Source organism: Herminiimonas arsenitoxidans (assembly GCF_900130075.1).
In the GTDB taxonomy this organism is placed as follows: domain Bacteria; phylum Pseudomonadota; class Gammaproteobacteria; order Burkholderiales; family Burkholderiaceae_D; genus Oxalicibacterium; species Oxalicibacterium arsenitoxidans.
Genome location: NZ_LT671418.1, coordinates 1,760,790 through 1,779,615, shown reverse-complemented (window position 1 = coordinate 1,779,615; position 18,826 = coordinate 1,760,790). Strand labels below are relative to the sequence as shown.

General features: G+C 51.4%; 14 protein-coding genes and 1 other RNA gene. All 15 read left to right on the top strand.

Annotation, left to right across the window (positions count from 1 at the left end):
- The first annotated feature begins 196 nt into the window (after positions 1 to 196).
- The 15 genes from BQ6873_RS08400 (at position 197) to BQ6873_RS08330 (ending at position 18,819) form a co-directional block, all read left to right on the top strand.
- Positions 197 to 2,878, top strand: a complete 2,682-nt coding sequence (locus BQ6873_RS08400; protein WP_076592241.1) for a PD-(D/E)XK nuclease family protein — start codon at positions 197 to 199, stop codon at positions 2,876 to 2,878.
- Positions 2,878 to 6,156: a UvrD-helicase domain-containing protein gene (locus tag BQ6873_RS08395; RefSeq protein WP_231949304.1), complete on the top strand. Its 3,279-nt coding sequence runs from the start codon at positions 2,878 to 2,880 to the stop codon at positions 6,154 to 6,156. The genes BQ6873_RS08400 and BQ6873_RS08395 overlap by 1 nt, the downstream gene beginning before the upstream one ends.
- Positions 6,157 to 6,311: 155 nt before the next feature.
- Positions 6,312 to 6,527 carry a DUF904 domain-containing protein gene (locus BQ6873_RS08390; RefSeq protein WP_076594027.1) on the top strand — a complete coding sequence of 72 codons (216 nt, stop codon included), beginning with the start codon at positions 6,312 to 6,314 and terminating at the stop codon, positions 6,525 to 6,527.
- Positions 6,524 to 6,835, top strand: a complete 312-nt coding sequence (locus BQ6873_RS08385) for a cell division protein ZapA (protein ID WP_076592240.1) — start codon at positions 6,524 to 6,526, stop codon at positions 6,833 to 6,835. The genes BQ6873_RS08390 and BQ6873_RS08385 overlap by 4 nt, the downstream gene beginning before the upstream one ends.
- A 37-nt stretch (positions 6,836 to 6,872) precedes the next feature.
- Positions 6,873 to 7,051: non-coding RNA, 6S RNA (gene ssrS, locus BQ6873_RS08380), on the top strand.
- Between the two features lie 138 nt (positions 7,052 to 7,189).
- Entirely contained in the window at positions 7,190 to 7,648 is a 459-nt protein-coding gene (locus BQ6873_RS08375) for an EVE domain-containing protein (RefSeq protein ID WP_076592239.1), read from the top strand.
- 716 nt (positions 7,649 to 8,364) lie between these two features.
- Positions 8,365 to 9,585 (top strand): XrtB/PEP-CTERM-associated polysaccharide biosynthesis outer membrane protein EpsL, encoded by a 1,221-nt coding sequence (gene epsL / locus BQ6873_RS08370; protein ID WP_231949303.1) that lies wholly within the window; start codon positions 8,365 to 8,367, stop codon positions 9,583 to 9,585.
- Positions 9,575 to 10,978, top strand: coding sequence for an undecaprenyl-phosphate glucose phosphotransferase (locus BQ6873_RS08365; protein WP_076592238.1), 1,404 nt, complete (start codon positions 9,575 to 9,577; stop codon positions 10,976 to 10,978). Before epsL ends, BQ6873_RS08365 begins: the two co-directional genes overlap by 11 nt.
- A gap of 67 nt (positions 10,979 to 11,045) precedes the next feature.
- Entirely contained in the window at positions 11,046 to 11,834 is a 789-nt protein-coding gene (epsE, locus tag BQ6873_RS08360) for a polysaccharide export protein EpsE (protein ID WP_076592237.1), read from the top strand.
- A gap of 13 nt (positions 11,835 to 11,847) precedes the next feature.
- On the top strand, positions 11,848 to 13,245 hold the full coding sequence (epsF, locus tag BQ6873_RS08355; protein ID WP_076592236.1) for a chain length determinant protein EpsF: 1,398 nt from the start codon (positions 11,848 to 11,850) through the stop codon (positions 13,243 to 13,245).
- Positions 13,246 to 13,299: 54 nt separating this feature from the next.
- Positions 13,300 to 14,199: a chain length determinant protein tyrosine kinase EpsG gene (gene epsG / locus BQ6873_RS08350; protein WP_083664427.1), complete on the top strand. Its 900-nt coding sequence runs from the start codon at positions 13,300 to 13,302 to the stop codon at positions 14,197 to 14,199.
- A gap of 14 nt (positions 14,200 to 14,213) precedes the next feature.
- The gene (locus tag BQ6873_RS08345) at positions 14,214 to 15,215 is read left to right on the top strand and encodes a polysaccharide pyruvyl transferase family protein (RefSeq protein ID WP_076592235.1); all 1,002 of its coding nucleotides are present in this window, start codon (positions 14,214 to 14,216) and stop codon (positions 15,213 to 15,215) included.
- A gap of 12 nt (positions 15,216 to 15,227) precedes the next feature.
- Positions 15,228 to 16,304 (top strand): glycosyltransferase family A protein, encoded by a 1,077-nt coding sequence (locus tag BQ6873_RS08340; RefSeq protein ID WP_076592234.1) that lies wholly within the window; start codon positions 15,228 to 15,230, stop codon positions 16,302 to 16,304.
- 93 nt (positions 16,305 to 16,397) lie between these two features.
- Complete coding sequence (locus tag BQ6873_RS08335; protein WP_076594024.1) at positions 16,398 to 17,843, top strand: O-antigen ligase family protein; 1,446 nt, start codon at positions 16,398 to 16,400, stop codon at positions 17,841 to 17,843.
- Positions 17,836 to 18,819, top strand: coding sequence for an acyltransferase family protein (locus tag BQ6873_RS08330; protein ID WP_076592233.1), 984 nt, complete (start codon positions 17,836 to 17,838; stop codon positions 18,817 to 18,819). Before BQ6873_RS08335 ends, BQ6873_RS08330 begins: the two co-directional genes overlap by 8 nt.
- Positions 18,820 to 18,826 lie beyond the last annotated feature (7 nt).

The following is an 18,826-nucleotide window of genomic DNA, read 5'->3' as shown; positions in this document are numbered from 1 at the left end:
TGGAGACATTGCGATGTAATTCAAGTTTTTTTGAAGGTGCAACCAGAGGTAATCAGGCGGGGTCTGGACAAATCATAACCTATTTTATAAAAAGTGGGGCATTGCTCATAAAATTTCACAAAGCCTCGCATAAAATGCAAAACTGACCAGCCCATCGCTGCACTTTTCCCGTTTCCATCTTTCACCTGAGCCCTTGATGCTGCATAGCGCCGTACTGATTCCACCTTCCGCTGCCTTTTGGGATGATGCCGCGTGCGCATTGCTGCAAAGCGATTTGCTGGCGCGCGCCGAACATGCGTCGGTCAAGGATCTATCGTCAGTGCGCGTGGTGGTGTCGACTTTTGCACATATACAGTTGTTGAAGACGGCATTGGGCAAGCAACTCGATGGTGCGTTCATTCCGCCAGTCATCACTTCGCTATCTGAATATATACGGCTATTGCCACCGCAAACTGGTGCGGCAGTTACCGCGCCTAGTGAGCGCTTGATGTCCTTGTATGCGACTTTGCGCCAGCATGCGTGGCTCAAAAAACTATTCAGCGCGCGTCGCAATACGGATTTGCTGCCGCTGGCGGAAATTCTGTTGGCACTTTCCGATGAATTGACACAGGCGATGTTGCCAGCGTTGAATGTGTCGCCGGATGCTGCTGATACGCGCTGGCAGGCAGCGTTAGAGCAATTGTCGCCGGTTGCGCGCAATCTGTTGTCGGATGAAACGCAACTGGTGTGGACTATCTGGAAGAGTCAGCTCGATGCCAGCGATGCAATCGTGACGCGCTTCGCGCAGATGATGCGTCTGGTGCAGCAAGCGCGGTTGCCCTTGTTCTGGATCAGTCCGGTCGAGCCGGATGCGATGGAGCAAGCCTTCCTCGATGCGTACAGCGAACAGCGCGCGGTCGTATTGATGACACTGGATTGGCAGGCTCATCATATTAATAGTACTTACGCTGCTGCATGGTCGGAGATGTTGGCGGATGAAACGGTAGACGCTGCCTTGCCAACGGCGACGCCAGCAGGTTTGTACTTATATGCAGCGCAGAATCTGGAAGCGGAAGCCAAGGCCGGTGCACAAACCATTATCGATTGGCTGCAGCAAGGCAAAGCCAATATCGCCATCGTGGCGCAGGATCGCGTAGTCGCACGTCGCATACGCGCCTTGCTCGAACGTGCGCAAGTAATAGTTGCCGATGAAACCGGTTGGAAATTATCGACTACGCGTGCAGCAGCGGCGCTGGCATCCTGGCTGGAGTTGGTTGCGGCACGGGCCGAGACAATAGGCTTGCTGGATTTTTTGAAGTCGCCATTCGTTTTTGCCCATGTAGAAGACAAAGCCGATCTGGTGATGGCAAGCGAGATGGCTTTGCGACGTGCGAATGTGTTGGGTGGTTGGGATGCAGTCACTGATGCCTTGACTGCCATTCCTGCTGCGCAAAAGATGATGCGCTTGTTGGCACAACAATCCTCCGCATTTAGTAAAGCCAAAACTCTGCACGAATGGATAGCAGCAATTCAGCAAACTCTAGATGTATTGGGCATGCGCGCAGCCTTGCAAGCAGATGGCGCTGGTGCGCAAGTGATTCAATTGCTGCAGGATATTGCGCAGGATTGCGAGCAGGTCGGACATACATTTTCATTTGCCGAATGGCGCGCATTTATCAACCTGCAATTGGAAGCAACTGCCTTCGTACAGCTTAATCGCGACAAACGCGTCGTAATGTTGCCGCTGAACGGTGCACGTTTGCGCAGCTTCGATGCTGTGTTGATGGTTGGTGCAGATGCTGAACATCTACCGTCGCAGCCTGCAGAAACCTTGTTCTTTGCCAATGTCGTGCGTCGTGAACTAGGACTGGCAACGCGTGAAAGTCGTCAACGTCAGCAATTGCGCGATGTGACGGAATTGTTGTCGGCCAATGATTGCGTCGTGTTGTCGTGGCAGGCGCATAAGAATGGTGAGCCGAATCCGGTCAGTCCATGGATAGAACGTTTGCAACTCAGCTTGGCGCGTGCCGGTTTGCCTGCATTGGCTGAGCATGATGTGCAGATTGCGCCGCGGCATTTGTTGCCGTTGCCAGCGACAATGCCGGCACCGAGTGCATCTGCGCTGTCGCCCAAGAAACTTTCCGCCAGCGGTTATAACAGTCTGGTCGCTTGTCCTTATCAATTTTTCGCTACGCGTATGTTGGGTTTGTCTGGTATCGATGAGTTATCTGATATGCCGGAAAAACGCGACTACGGTGATTGGCTGCATCAAATCCTTGCCATGTTCCATACGCAACTGCATGAGCATGCCGTTGTAGATAGAGCGGCATTGCTGCGCGAGATTTCTGATCAGGTATTCGGACAAGCGCTCGATAAAAGCGCAGCAGCACTCGGCTATTACGCGCGTTGGCAAAAAGCGATGCCAGCCTATCTGGAATGGCTGACAGAACGCGAAGCGCAGGGCTGGAATTTCGTTCTTGGCGAAGAAAAATTCGAGAAGATATTGCGTTGGCAAGATGGCGAAATCATCTTGCACGGTCGCGTCGATCGCATGGATGAAAATGCATCTGGCGAACGCATCGTGCTGGATTACAAAAGCACGAATCAAACTGCATTGCGTGACAAGCTCAAGCAAGGCGAAGATCATCAACTGCCGTTCTACGGTTTGCTCTCTGATGTACCGCTGGCTGCTGCCTTGTACATTCCACTGGAAGCAACGAAGGACAAGATCAAGGAAGTGGAATCCACCGAATATGAAACCTGGCAGCAGACCTTGAGCGCACAGATTACAAACACGATGAGTGCGATTGCACATGATGCACCGTTGTCTGCTACCGGACCAGAATCCGTTTGCCAATACTGCGATGTGCGTGGACTCTGCCGCAAGGGAGCATGGTGATGGACGATCCTCGCATGACGCCACGCGCTTATGAAATCAATGGCACACACGCTGATGCCGCACACTTTGTTGCGCGCGCCTGCGATCCGTCGCGCTCGGTCGTGGTGGAAGCTTGTGCCGGTAGTGGCAAGACCTGGTTGTTGGTAGCGCGCGTATTGCGCTTGCTCTTGTCCGGTACTGAACCGGCAGCGATATTGGCGATTACGTTTACCCGCAAGGCCGCACAGGAAATGCGCGAGCGCTTGATGCAACTGTTGCATGAACTAACGTTGAAGTCTGATGCAGAAGTGTTGGCCTTGTTAAGAGAACGTGGCGTTGCCGAGCAGGCTTTGCCGACAATGTTGCCGATTGCGCGTGGCTTGTATGAGCGTGTTTTGCGCAGTCCACAATCGCTGTCTATAGACACTTTTCATAGCTGGTTTGCGCGCTTGATTCAGATTGCGCCGCTGGCATCCGGTGTGCCGCATGGTTATACCTTGACGGAAGCAACCGGCGAATTGCTGTCGGATGCGTATAGCCGCTTCATGCAAGCGGTGAACGAAAAAGACAATCAACACGTCAAGGAAGCACTGATTGATTTGTACTCACAGGTCGGTGATTTCAGTACGCGTAATCTGATCAATTCCTTTGTCGCGAAGCGTGCGGAATGGTGGGCATCGGTGCAGGGCGGCGATCCCATAGAGTGGCTGCAGGAGTTGTGCGGCGTTGATGGTGAAGTTGATGCGCGCTTGTCCTTGTGGGCGGATGAGAAGTTGGCCGCACGCATAGGACAGATTGCATGGTTGCTGGGACAAGGCACTGCCGTTAATCAGGAACGTGCAACGTCTATAGAAAAAGCGATGTCCGATGGCGCGACGCTGGAAAATTTCGAGACACTGACGAATGAGTTTTTCGATGGCGGCGGCAAGTTTCGCAAGAACCGCGCGACCAAGAATCTGACCAAGGCTTTGCTGGACAACCTGGGCGAAGATGGCGTCTATGCGTTTGAAGTAGAGTTCGAAAGTGTGGGCGAAGCGCTGAAGAAGATTTTGCGTCGCAGTATGGAACCCAAGGTCTTAGCACTTAATCGTGCATTGTTCACTGTCGGTGCGGCCTATCTGGACATTTATCAATCGGTGAAAGCCGAGCAGCGCGTCTTCGATTTTGCCGATCTGGAATGGCAAGCTTATCGTCTGCTGACGAATGAAGAGCATGCAGCTTATTTACAAAGCCGTCTTGATGCACGCTACAAACATGTGTTGCTGGATGAATTTCAGGATACCAATCCGCTGCAGTGGAGCATCGTGCAGGCGTGGTTGAATGCATATGGCGACGATAGCGACAAGCCCAGCATGTTTGTTGTCGGTGATCCCAAGCAATCCATCTATCGTTTTCGCCGAGCCGAGCCGCGCGTGTTTTCTGCTGCGCGTGCAGTATTGGTGGCGCAAGGTGCAGACTTCTTGCGCACCAATCAGACGCGACGTAATGCCATAGGCATAGTTGAAGTATTGAACGCCAGCTTTGTTGCCAATCCTATTTATACCGCGCAAACCACCTTGGCCAATGAGCAGGGTGCAGTGTGGCGTTTACCGCTGGTACAGCAGGAAAAGACCGAGAAAGTTGTTTGGTCGCCGTCGCATTTGCGCGATCCGCTTACTACGCCGCGTGAGGAAGAAGAGGATGCGCGTCGTCTGGAAGAAGGGCGCGCAGTCGCACAAGCTATCTTGCGTGCACGTGCAGAGGCCAAGGATGCACGTTGGTCGGATGTGATGTTGTTGGTGAAAAAACGTACACATCTGGGTGCTTATGAGCGCGCCTTGCGCGAAGCCGGCATTCCATTTGCATCTGACCGGCGTGGCGGTTTGCTGGAATCGTTGGAGGTAGCAGATCTGATTGCCTTGCTGACTTTCCTCATTACGCCGCATGACAATCTCGCGCTGGCGCATGTACTCAAGTCACCAATTATCGGTGCGACAGATGAGGATTTGATTGCACTGGCGCTGCGCACAGAAAAAACATGGTGGAGCAGATTGCATCGGGCTGCGGAATCATCATCTCCCGTTTTGCAACGCGCTGTAACTCTGCTGGAAAAATGGCTGGAGCTGGCTGCGCATTTACCTGTACATGATTTGCTCGATCGGATACTGCACGATGGCGATGTGGTGGCGCGTTATGCGCAATCAGCATCGCCGCTGGTACGTGGGCAAGTACTCGGCAATATCGAAGCCTTTACCGAACTGGCCTTGAATCTGGATGCAGGTCGTTATCCTAGCTTGCCAAAATTCATCGATGCCTTGCGTCGCCTGCAGAAATCCGCAGAAAGCGATGCGCCGGATGAAGCCGATATCGATGCCGCCATGGACGCGGTGCGTATCTTGACGATACACGGCGCAAAAGGTTTGGAAGCGGATATCGTGGTTTTGCTGGATGCAAATCATAGCGATCCGGCACGCGATGATTACGGCGTGTTGTGCGAATGGAAGCAGGAAGCGGATGCACCTAATCACTTCTCCGTCTTTGGTCGTCAAGCTGAGCGCGGTGCGGCACGCGATTATCTGTTCGCCGAAGAAGAGCAACTAAAAACTCAGGAGGACTGGAACCTCTTGTATGTAGCGACTACGCGTGCGAAGAAGTTATTGATAGTCAGCGGTGTCGCGGACGCGCGCAGTGCTTCTGTAAGTGGTGTGGCGGATGGTTGCTGGTACTCACGCTTCCAGGGTGCGCTAGAGATGGAGTTGGGTGATAGTTTGCTGGTATCTGATGTAGAGCAAGAAGCAGAATTTTCTTTGCCTATATTCAGTCCGCCGGCTTTGCCTGCACCGCAGATTGAAGTCGAAGCCGCTTACACCAGCGCAGAGATCGAAGAAGGCGTAGCGTTACACGCATTGATGGAGCGTCTGACGCAAACATCGACGTGGCCGCTGGAGATGTATGAGCCGGCACAAATCGCTAAATGGCTGCCATGCTCACGCGAAATGGCGACGAAAGTGCGAGAGCAGGCGAATGCTATTCTGGCGCAGCCGGAGCTTGAGCGCTTCTTCGATCCCGCACAACATCGCTTTGCACGCAACGAGATGGAAGTCATCACCAGTGCCGGCGTCGCACGCTTCGATCGCATCGTGATGTTCGACGATGAATTGTGGATACTTGATTACAAACGTAATTTGTTTGATAGCGAACGCGCTGCCTATGCCTTGCAATTACAGCGATATCGCATCGCAGCACAGACGGTTTTCCCTGATGCGACGATACGTACCGGTTTGATTACAGCGGATGGGAAATTGACGGAAATGATGTAACACACGGGATTTGCGTATGATTTTGGCAATCTGCCAGGACTAATTGTCGCTATCAGTGTGCGGTGTACGATAAATTTGACGCATGCGCTGGAAAAGCGGCGCTCCGTTCATGCAATCTATTGACGGTCATTCCTTTGCACATCTATAGTGGCGAGATGATTACAGACTTTCACAATCTTTCCGAAAAAATCGGCCAATTGGCTGATTTGACCCAATCGCTACGCAGCGAAAATGCAGATTTGCGTCTTAAAGCGGTTTCTTTGGCCGCTGAAAATGCTGAACTGACACGTCGTATGCAAGAAGCACATGACCGCGTTGCAGCATTGCTGGAACAAATCCCCGCACAAGAAAAAGATGAGGAGACAGCATGATTCAGCTCGACGTATCGATCATGGGGCAGCCTTACAAGCTGGCGTGCAAGGAAGGCGAAGAGGGCGCCTTGCAGGAAGCGGTTGCCTATCTGGACGGGAAAATGTGCGCCATCCGTGACGCAGGGAAGCTGAAGGGGAACGATCGTATTGCCGTTATGGCAGCGCTCGGCGTCGCCGCAGAGTTGCTTGCAACCAAATCGCCGGATGGTCCTTTGTCCGAGATGTCGATGTCCGAAGTGAAGCAAAAAATCACGTCCATGCACGAGACGCTGGATGCTGCACTTGCACCACAAGAAAATCTTTTCTGAGATTTCTTTTCCTTCCCGACTGATTGGAGTAAACTAAGCGCTCCTGCCGTGTTCGCCATTGCCATAATTCCTTGAACCATTTATGCGCAGCGGCTGCGGAATTTTGTTCGACGGGAGTGCGCGTCGCTAGTCCGATGAACCCGAAGTTGAACTAACTGTGGCCAACTTGAACCTCTTGGTTCAGGATGCCGGCAAAGCGGCACAGGCGGGGCTTAATGCTGAAACGGTTGCATGAAAATGCAGCCGTTTTTTTATTTCCGCATCTTGTTTTGGACAATCGCTGGCGAGTGCTTCAAAATAAGCCTGTACTTCCTGTTTCCCCAAAAACTAACTTCCTAGCTTCTTCAAAAAATTATGCGCTATTGGCTCATGAAATCAGAACCGGGCGAAGTCAGCATCGACGATGCATTGGCTGCACCGAATCAGACTGTTCCATGGACTGGTGTGCGTAATTATCAGGCGCGCAATTTCATGCGTGATGCGATGCGGGTTGGTGACGGCGTATTTTTCTATCATTCCAGTTGCGCCGAGCCAGGTATTGTCGGTCTGGCCGAGGTCGCGAGTACCGCTTACCCTGACGATACGCAGTTCGATCCCAAGAGTCATTACTACGATCCCAAAGCGACGCCAGAAACGCCGCGTTGGATGATGGTCGATGTGCGCATACGTAAAAAAACGCGACTCATCCCTTTGTCGGAGTTGCGTACGATACCTGAACTGAGCAGTATGGTGCTTCTGCAGCGTGGTAGTCGCTTATCGATTACGCCAGTTACATCGGATGAGTGGAAGTTCATCTGCGAGCGTCTGCTTTAATTTCTATTCCCTGATTTCTCCTCCAAGTTTTTCCTGTTTCTCTCACTTCATTTATTGCGTCAGCGGAATATCTGTTGCGCTATCTGCTGTGCATCTCGTCTTGATGATGTTGGAAATATTTTCTTCGATGAAAAATTTCGACTCATCCATCTCATTCAATCCGAAAAATATTCAAAATATTTTTATGACTGTTTGATGAAATATGCGCGTGAAGTTTTACATATCTTTATACGGTAAATAATTCAAACATAAGTAACTGCCTAATATTTGAGCAGATATTTTCATCGTGTGCGCAATATGTACACGCATTGCCGGTAATTTTTACAAAGCTAGGCGCATTACTTCCCTCTCGAAAACAAATCAATTTCCTTTCATTATTTTTTCGAAATCATGAATGGAAATGACTCATATTTTTTATCGCGACTGATCTTTTTTGTCGCGGAACTAATTCATGTTGTCCTTCTCTTAACGAGCACTTCGCATCGACAAGCTTGTGAAGATGCGCTGTTGCAAGACAGATTTTTTGTCTTGTCGCAATTTGAAAGTTGCGCTGAAATTTTTGCATGAGCGTATTACTACGATTGCCTTGTTCGTTGAAACAGCAAGTTGGGAATGGTGAAGATAATGAAGTCGTTGATTTCGAATAATTGCAAAACACAAGGTTTTGCGAAGTACAAATTTTTGCGCGACATACATTGCGTCACCACAGGCTAATGATGACGAAATTTTTCGTAATGAATTTGCGCCGTGAAGTGTCGAGTGCAGGTGAGTATGGATTGGTGCCGCTTTTGTTTGTCGCTGGCGCACTGGTTTGTGTTCCTGCGAGAGCAGTAGAGGGCGATACGTTCACGCCTTATGCCACGTATGGCGTGAACTACGACGACAATCTTTTGCGCCAGCCGGATTATGTGCGAGATAGCGGTACAGCGGTTTCCGACAGATGGACGCGGGCAGCAGTAGGCGTGCGCATGGATAAGGAAATTGGTCGACAGAAATTGACTGCCGATTTGTCTGCCAATCATTCCGAGTACGAACGCTTCAATCAATTCAATAACGATGGACAAGAGCTGAAGGCAAATTGGAACTGGGTACTTGGCAATCAATTTTCCGGCAATGTAGGTACCAGTTATTCGAAGGCGCTGACGCCGTTTGAAGACTTTCGCAGTCTGGAACCGAATATGCGGGTGCAGCAGAGAAACTATATTGATGCCTCGTGGCGTCTCCATCCGAGCTGGCAAATCAACACCGCATACAGTCGCTACGATTTGCGCTACGAGCTAGAGTCGCAGCAGCCGGCAGAACGTACGCTTAATACTGCGGATATCGGATTCGATTATCTGGCGAGCAGCGGTAACAAGGTCGGTATCGTTTTCCGCCACGCCGAAGGTGAGTATGCGTATGCACCTATCAATACGTACAGCCAGAATGAAGTCAAGGCCAAGGTCGATTGGCAAATCACGGGCAAGACCTTTGTTCAATTCCTGGGTGGTTGGGCTAAACGCGAATACACAACGAACCCGCAACGCGATTCCAGTGTACCTAGCGCGCGGCTGACTGCGTATTGGCAAGCAACAGCCAAGACCGCAGTTTCACTCGGTGTCTGGCGTGAGATCGGTGCGACCGACGATCTGGCCGCTAACTACGCCAGCAATCGCGGAATCAGTCTTGCATCAACCTGGGATGCCACCAGCAAGATACGCGTTGATGCTTTATTGACTTCAGAGAAGCGTGATTACAACGGTGTGTCAGTGATCCAGGGATTGGCGCCACTGGATAGAGCCGATGATTATCGCAACGCCGTACTCGGCATCACTTACAAGCCTACGCGGCATTTAGGTATTCGTGCCTCCGTTTATCGGACGCAACTGGATTCGAATATTACGTCGGCAACTTATCGTACCGACGGCGTCAAGCTGAGTACGCGCTATGAATTCTGACATTAGCCATATCAAATATCCGGCGGATATTCCTGCACGTCGATTTTATCGGCGCTTGCTCGATCCTCTGATTGTGATCTGCCTGCTCTATCTGATTACGATACTTGCGGGCAAGGAATTCAGTGCCAATCATGTAGTGCTGGCTGTGCTCGCTTTCTTTATCAGCTCCACCGTATTCGGTTGGGCTGATCCCTGGTGCGATGCGTCGCAGTCCAATTCATGGGCCTTGGGTAAATCAATTTTTCTGGCGTGGTCATTTGCTGTCGCCTTGCTGGTGTTCTTTGCTTACGTGGCTGGCTTGTTCTTGTTGTTCACGTATACGGAAATATTGATCTGGTTGCTTGTGACGCCATTGACCTTGTTGAGCGGTCAGCTTTTATTGCAAAAGGCCGGTGCAAGTATGCGCAAGACCGGTGTGCGTTCAGTCGTTCTGGTGGGCGTGAATGAATTGAGCGTACAGCTTGCGGGACGTATCAATGAGAGTCCCGATCTACGCATGGAGGTCAGTGGATTTTTTGATGACAGGGATGAGTCACGTCAACCCGATGACAAGAAGATGCCATTGCTGGGTGGTATGGCCGATATTCCGGCTTATGTACGTACGCACAATATCAATACGATATTCATCAGTCAGCCGATTTCTGCGCAGCCGCGCATACGAAAATTGCTGAATGAGCTGCAGGACACCACGGCATCGATTTACTTTTTGCCGGACATTTATGTGTTCGACTTGATCCAGGCGCGCTTCGATAGTGTTGCCGGTTTGCCGGTAGTGGCTATTTGTGAATCGCCGTTTACCGGTATTAACAGCATGGTCAAACGTGCCAGCGATATTGTGCTGGCATCGATTATCCAGATCATGTTGCTGCCGGTGATGTTGGGTATTGCGATGGCGATCAAGATGAATTCGCCCGGCCCGGTCATTTTCAAACAGCGCCGTTACGGTTTGGATGGTGAAGAAATCATCGTCTACAAATTCCGCTCAATGACAGTGTGTGAAGACGGTGCACGCGTGGTGCAGGCGACCAAGGGTGATCAGCGCATTACCAAAATCGGTGCTTTCCTGCGCAAGACTTCCCTCGACGAATTGCCGCAATTCTTCAATGTGCTGCAAGGACGTATGAGCATTGTTGGTCCGCGCCCGCATGCAGTCGCGCACAACGAGCTGTATCGCAAGCAGATCAAAGGCTACATGTTGCGCCACAAGGTCAGGCCCGGCATTACCGGTTGGGCGCAGGTGAATGGCTTCCGCGGTGAGACCAATACGCTGGACAAGATGGAGGCACGTATTGCCTACGATCTGGACTATTTGAAGCGTTGGTCGCTGGCGCTTGATCTATGGATTATTTTGCGTACCTTCAAGGTCGTTTTGATGCGTGATAACGCTTATTGATGACGAATCGCGAACGAATTTTGAACGCATCCCGCAATACCGAGCAATTGATGCAATGGAGTGAAGAATGAAAAAAATAAGACAGGCAATGTTAATGATTTTGATGGTCACGCTGGGTAGCTGGGCATCTGCTTCTGACGTACCGCTAGGGCCGGGTGACGTGTTGAAGATCACTGTGTTCGGCAACAACGATTTGACGCTGGAAACCAGAGTGAGCGAAGCAGGCAGTATTTCCTTTCCTTTGGTAGGGGAAGTGAAAGTTGGCGGCTTGTCGTCAGGTCAGGCCGAGAAGAAGATTGCCGATCTGCTGGATAAAGGTGGCTTCATACGCAACCCGCAAGTCAATCTGATGGTGACGGATATGCAGAGCCAGCAGGTTTCAGTGCTCGGGCAAGTCAATAAGCCGGGACGTTATCCGGTCGATGGCAAGCGCAGCCTGACCGACATTCTGGCGATGGCAGGTGGTGCCAATGAAGAAGCGGCCGACACCGTCATCCTCACTCATACACGCGATGGCAAAACCACCAAGGAAACGATAGACATGCTGGAACTCGTGCGGTCTGGCGATCCAGCCAAGAATCGCGAACTGGTGGCCGGTGACTCGGTGTTTGTCGAGCGCGCACCACGCTTCTATATCTACGGTGAAGTGCAGAAGCCAGGTTCCTACAAGCTGGAACGCGACATGATGGTTCTGCAGGCGCTTTCGACCGGTGGTGGTTTGAGTCCGCGCGGTACCGAACGCGGTGTGCGTATCAAACGGCGCGATGCCAATGGCGTATTACAGATCATGAGCGTCAAGCATGACGATCTGCTGAAGCCGGACGACATAGTCTATGTAAAAGAAAGTCTGTTCTGAGCGAGATCCGAAAATGACTTTGACCCAAATCCTGCGCACCTTGCGTGCGCGCTACAAGATTATTCTGCTACTGCTGGCGGTGACTTTAGTCGTTACCTTCGTTGTCAGCTTGGTCATGCCCAAGACATACAAGGCAACGACGGCAGTGGTATTAAACAACAAGGGTATCGATCCAGTGACCGGCATGAATGTGCCGGTGCAACTGACGCCGGGTTATATGCCGACCCAGGTCGATATCGTCAACAGCAAGATTGTTGCATTGAAGGTGATCGCTGATCTGAAGCTGGCAGACGATCCCGCCATCAAGGAACGTTTTGCAAAAATAGATCCGGAGCAGGGGACGATACAGGATTGGCTGGCAGATGGCTTGCGCAGCAATCTGACAGTGGAACCGGCGCGTGAAAGCAGCGTGTTGAATATCAGCTTCAAAGGTGACGATGCAGATTATGTGGCGAGAGTAGCGAATGCTTTTGCATCAGCATATCAACAGATAAGTGTGGATCTGAAGGTCGCACCGGCGCAAAAGGCGAGCGGCTACATCAACGATCAAATCAAGATCTTGCGCGAAAAATTCGAAGATGCGCAAAACAAGATGTCTGCCTATCAGAAGGAAAACAATATTTTCAGCAGCGATAACAAGCTGGATGTAGAGACTGCGCGCCTGAATGAATTGTCCAGTCAGTTGGTAGTGGCACAAGGCCAGTCGATAGAAGCATCATCACGTCAACGACAAGTGCAAAGCAATGCAGGTGGATCGCCTGATGTGTTGGCTAATCCATTGATACAGGCGCTCAAGTCCAGATTGTCGGAGGCAGAAGCAAAATTTGCCGACACTGCGCAAAAACTCAACGTCAATCATCCGCAATACATTGCTGCCAAATCAGAAGTTGATCAACTACGCGCCAATCTGAATCAACAAATCGGCCTGGCATCAACCGGCATAGTGAGCAACGCTCGCATTCTGCAGCAACGCGAGGCAGAAGTACGTGCGGCATTGAATGCGCAAAAAACAAAAGTGCTGGCGCTCAATAGTGCACGCGATGAATTAAGTGTGTTGTCCAACGAAATGGAAAATGCCAAACGTGCCTATGAAACGGCATCGCAACGACTGACGCAGACGAATCTGGAAGGCAAATCTATGCAGTCGGATATTTCAGTACTGACGGCAGCGACAGCACCGCGCAATCCCGCCAGTCCTCGTCTCTTCCTGAATCTATTGGTCGCATTAGTGGTCGGCACCATGCTCGGCATAGGCGCTGCGATTGCGATGGAACTGCTGGATCACCGTGTTCGTTCGGCGGAAGATCTGACGCAATTGTTTGGTTTACCGCTGATAGGTGTGATCGAGAAAACCAAAAAAATCAGCAACAGACATGCACCACCTCGTTTGGGGCGTGGTCTGCCGGCATGACGAAACGGGCTTGAGATTGGAAGTAACTGTAGCAACAAGCAGATTGGAAAAATCATGATCAGAACAGCAACGCAGATTCAAGATGCTGCAACACTGCAGTTTCGCGAAGAACCAAGCATTACGCACAGTCAGATCGGCAGCATTCTGGAAAAAAGCGGCCGTCTGAGCGTAGATGGTACGGAACGCATTTTGCAGGAGCAGCGTGTACGTCGGCAGCGCTTTGGCGATGCCGGGATTGCGCTCGGTTTGTTGACAGAAGCTGATATCGAATTTGCCTTGTCGAGCCAGTTTGCTTATCCGTATCTGCTCAAAGGGCAGAGCACTGTGAGCGAAGAGTTGATTGCTGCTTACGATCCTTTCAGCAAGCAGGTCGAAGCCTTGCGCGCCTTGCGTAGCCAGCTGGTGATGCGTTGGTTCGGGACTGGTGCGCAACGTTCGGCCTTGGCGATTACCAGTGCTGAGCAAGGCGATGGTCGCAGCTATATTGCGGCGAATTTGGCCATTCTGTTTTCGCAATTGGGGCAACGTACCTTGCTGATCGATGCCGATATGCGCAATCCGCGTCAGCACCAGCTATTCGGCATCGAGAACCGCAGCGGACTCTCGGCCATTTTGTCGGGACGTAAAGGCGTTGCCGATGTGCAGCGTATTCCTTCCCTCATGGATCTGTCTGTGTTGCCAACGGGTGTGTTGCCGCCGAATCCGCAAGAGTTGCTGGGGCGCGCTGCATTCCCGCAACTATTGCGTGATTTCGGCAATGAGTTCGACGTAGTCCTGATCGATACGCCACCTGATTACGATTATGCCGATGGTCAGATGGCTGCTGCGCGCGCCGGTGCAGCATTGGTGGTCGCACGTAAAGACATCAGTCATACCGGTGCAATCGGCAATCTGGTTGATTCCATGAAGCAGAGTGGTGTGCTGGTGGTGGGCGCAGTGCTCAACGAATATTGATTTGACGAGACCGCATGCAGCCTGACAAGAGACACGAAGAACTGTGCATGGATTTGATGAGCAAGCACGATGTGCTGGTTGATCTGATTGGTGATGCGCCATTTCATTACGTGGATATTCCGACGCACGGTAATGTCGGTGATCTGTTGATCATGCATGGTACGTTGGCTTTTTTTCACAAGAAAGGTTTGGTGCCCAAGCTGATCGCACCTTACTTTGCATACGACACGCGATGGATAGCGCGTGACGATGTGATTGTGTTTCACGGTGGCGGTAACTTCGGCGACCTTTATCCTTATTTCCAAAACCTGCGCGAAAACATCGTGCAGACACAAAAGCGCAACCGCATCATTGTGTTGCCGCAGTCGCTGCATTTCTCTTCGAAAGAAAAGATGGCCGCTTCGGCAAAACTGTTTCGCACGCATGGCGATGTGCACATCTGTGTACGTGACCATGTTTCCTTCAAGATGGCGCAGGAATTTACAGACCACGTTTATCTGTTGCCGGATATGGCGCATCAACTTTATCCGATGAGCGCAGCTGTGAACCATCCATCACAACAAACATTGCGTATCAGTCGTGTTGATGATGAAGGCGGCGCTCAGGATGCATTGCCGGATATCGATGTAGCGACAGTAACCGACTGGCCTGAATTCGTTGGTGCACGCGAAGAGAACATCAATCTGTTCCGGCGTGCGATCGGTGCTTTCTTCCGCAGAGGCATGGGACGTTATGCCAACAGGATGCTGGTGCGACTGTGGATAGCGTATTCCGCACGGTTGGTGACAGATGCTGCGCAGCTATTTGCGCGTCACGATCTGATCGTCACCGACCGTTTGCACGGCCACATTCTGGCTTGTTTGCTGCGCCGGAAAAATATCGTGCTCGACAACAGCTATGGAAAAAATTCCCGTTACGTCGAGGCGTGGACGAGCGGTAGCGAGCAGGTCACCTTGCAGAAGCCCAATAGAGAAATACACATTGCACGCTCCGACGCGATGTCGGCAGTCATTTAAGGGAGCATTATTTTGGCGACGATAGATGTTTTACTACCAGTCAAGAATGGCATCGATTATCTGGCGGCATCGCTGGATAGCATTTGCATGCAGACGTTCAAGGATTGGCGTGTGCTGGTGCTGGATCATGGTTCTACCGATGGCAGCCTGGAATTGGCCGAAGATTACCATCAGCGCGATCCGCGTATAGATGTGTACAGCTTTCCCGATGCGGAAGGGCTGGCCGGCTTGCTTAATCGCGGTCTGGATATCAGCGATTGCAAATACGTAATGCGCCACGATGCCGACGATGTGTGTTTCCCCGACAGGATGGACGTTGTACTGGCTGCATTCAAGCGGCAGCCAGAATGTATAGCCATCAGCGGGCAATCTGCCGTGATCGACGGCGCAGGTCTTGTGACCGGCAACATCAAGATGCCTATTGGTCGTCATCGCGTTGCTGCTGCCAGCTTCTTCCGTAACCCGATTACCCATCCGGCAGCGATGATGGATTTTTCTGCGGTAAAAAATCTGGGTGTGCGTTACGGCGTTGATTTCTTGAATGTGATGTCTGCCGACAAACGTCTTGAGGTCAACAGCCTGGCCGAGGATTACTTCATGTTCGGGCAACTGGCGATCCTGGGTAAATGCAGCAATGTACCGTCGCAACTGATTCAATACCGCTGGCACGGCAGCAACGTCAGTGCAACGCGCTTCCGTGAACAGGTAGAAGTATCACTGACGATATCGCGTTATCTGACGCGTTCCTTTTGCACCATGCACGACTTGCCTTACTTCGATCCTGCTCCTTTTTGCAATCACGGCGGCATTCTGTTTGATGTTGCCGGGCAAACTGATTTTTCCGATGAGTTTGAGCAGATGGCTTACACGCTGCGACGCGGCTTGGGCGCATCCGATGAATTGGAGCGCGAGCTGATATTCCGCAAGGCGGCATCGACGCGTCAGGATGCGCGCCTGCTGTGGCGCTACTTCCAGTTCCAGTCGCGGAATGCACCGGAAACCGGAGAATGGAATGCGATCCGCTCGTGGTTGATCCGTCGCTTTCCCGGCAAAACCAGCATGAGCGTCGCGCAAGAGTTGGCGGCGTAACAAGCATGGATTTCATCATCTATCGCGATATGTCCTGTGTGCATGCGCTGTTCATTCAGCGTCAGGAGTCGTCGCATGCTGGGTGAGCCGACCATGAATACAGACACTGTGCATACGCGCTGGCTTCCGGGAAGCAGCGATAAATATGCGGTGCTGGCAGTTGTGCTACTTGCCTTGGTGGCCGGTATCGTCGTGCCTTTCTATGCGGATGTGATGGATTACAAGCTGGCACGCTTGCTGGCGCTGCCCGCGTTTCTGTTATTCGGTTTTCTCTTGTTATTCAATCGCATGTTGTTGCTGACGCTGATTATCGTTTTCAGATCGGCCGGCGATGTGATACTCGACTCGACACGTTTTTCCATCGGTGCTTATACAACCGGCTTGGGTGGTGTCATTAATCTGTGCGTGATTCTGCTGGCTTGCATACTGGTCATAGAGAAGCCATCCTACCTGCCGAAGAAAATGGCTATGGCATGGTTGCCATTCCTGTTGGTCGCATTCTTCGGTTTGGTGATCTCACCGGAAAAAGGCGATGCGATCCGCACTTATCTGACCTTGCTGTCTTATTTCGCTGTGTTCGTCAGCGCCTTCTATTTCGTGCGATCGGCGAAAGACTTCAGACATTGCGTCAAGCTGGTGCTGTGGTCATCCGTCTTGCCGGCAATTTATTCCCTAGTCGATATTGCACTGAATGGCAGAGCCGGCGGGCCGGAAGGATTCCGTCTGCAATCGACTTTCACGCATCCGAATATCTTTGCGTTCTATCTGATGCTGATTATTCCTTTGACCTTGTTCACGCTCAAGGACAAGGCGACACAACTCAGTAGCGGTACACGTGTCGTGCTGACGCTTTATTTTGTATACCTGCTGGCACTGCTGGTGTTGACGCAGACGCGTAGCGCGTGGATCGCCTGCCTGTTCGTATTTATCGGTTATGCACTGTTCTTCGAAAGACGCTATCTGCTGTATCTGATGCTGTTGCCGGTAGTGGCTTTGCTGGTGCCGGAAATCCGCGACCGTCTGCTTGATCTCGGTAGTGGCACGGAAGCGGTGGGCTATGCCAAATTGAATTCGTTTGCATGGCGACTTTCGATCTGGGAAAGCGGCTTGCAGTGGATGCGACCTAGTCATTATCTGTTCGGTTATGGTCTGGAGGGGTTTCGCCATTTCTCGCAAACCTTCTTCTCGGCTGCCAACAAGATTAGCTGGGGTGCGCACAATGTGTATGTGCAATGGTTCTTCGATGCGGGTGTGATTGGCCTGTGTGCTTATCTCTTCCTGTATGCACGCATGGTGGTGATACTCAAATCACTGGCGCGTATCGACAAGCTGGCTGCATTCATCACGATTTCTATAGTGATTGTTTATCTGGTTGTCTCGTCTTCGGACAATATGTTCGGCTATCTGGTCTTCAACTGGTATTTCTGGTTTGTCGTAGGTGCTGGTTGTGCATTGGTAGCAATGACAGTGCCGTCTATCGCTAGCAAGCATGCGCGCCGTAATGAGCCTCCCGTACAGGCACGAGGCCGCTATGAGTAGCACTCAACGTCTGGAAGTGTTGGATGGCTGGCGCGGCATCAGCATTCTATGCGTGCTGGCGGCGCACTTGCTGCCTATGGGGCCCAAGGTCTTGCAGTTGAATTCGATGTTCGGATTGTTGGGGATGGCATTGTTTTTTACGCTATCGGGTTTTCTGATCACATCCTTCCTGTTGAAGAATCCGCCGGTATCCGATTTTGTGGTGCGACGGTTTTTCCGCATCATTCCTCTGGCCTGGTTGTATCTGGCAATTGCATTGGCGATAGCTGGCGCATCTTCAGAAACATGGTTTGCTCATTATTTCTTCTACGCCAATCTTCCACCCAAGCATCTGGTCACGCTAACGGATCACATCTGGAGCTTGTGCATGGAGATGCAGTTCTATGTGGGCATCGCCTTGATGTTTGCCTTGTTCGGCGTACGCAGTCTGCTCGCTCTGCCTGTCATGGCCTTGATGTTCACCATGCTGCGTGTGGCAGATGGCGTGTATGCATCTAGTATCAGTTATTACCGCATGGATGAAATTCTGGCCGGCTGCACACTGGCACTGATAGTTCATCAACGCGTTGATTTGCGCCTGCTGGCATTTCTTAAAAAGATTCCGCAATGGCCGCTGTTGCTGTTGCTGCTGGTTTCCTGTCATGAACAAGGTGCAGCGCTGAATTATCTGCGCCCATATCTCGCAGCCTTGCTGGTCGGTACAACGATCGTGAATCAGGAAAGCACGATAGCTACTCTGTTGAATCACCGCGTACTGGTTTATCTGGCGACCATTTCATACGCGCTGTATGTGATTCATCCCTTGCTGGCTGGTACCTGGTTAGGCAGTGGCGATGTGGTGGTCAAGTATTTGAAGCGTCCTTTGCTGTTCATCGTCTTGTTCATTCTTGCGCATATTTCCACCTTCTATTACGAGCATTGGTGGATCGCGAGTGGCAAGACGCTGGCAAAGAAACTGAGATTTAAAACAGCCTGATATCAAA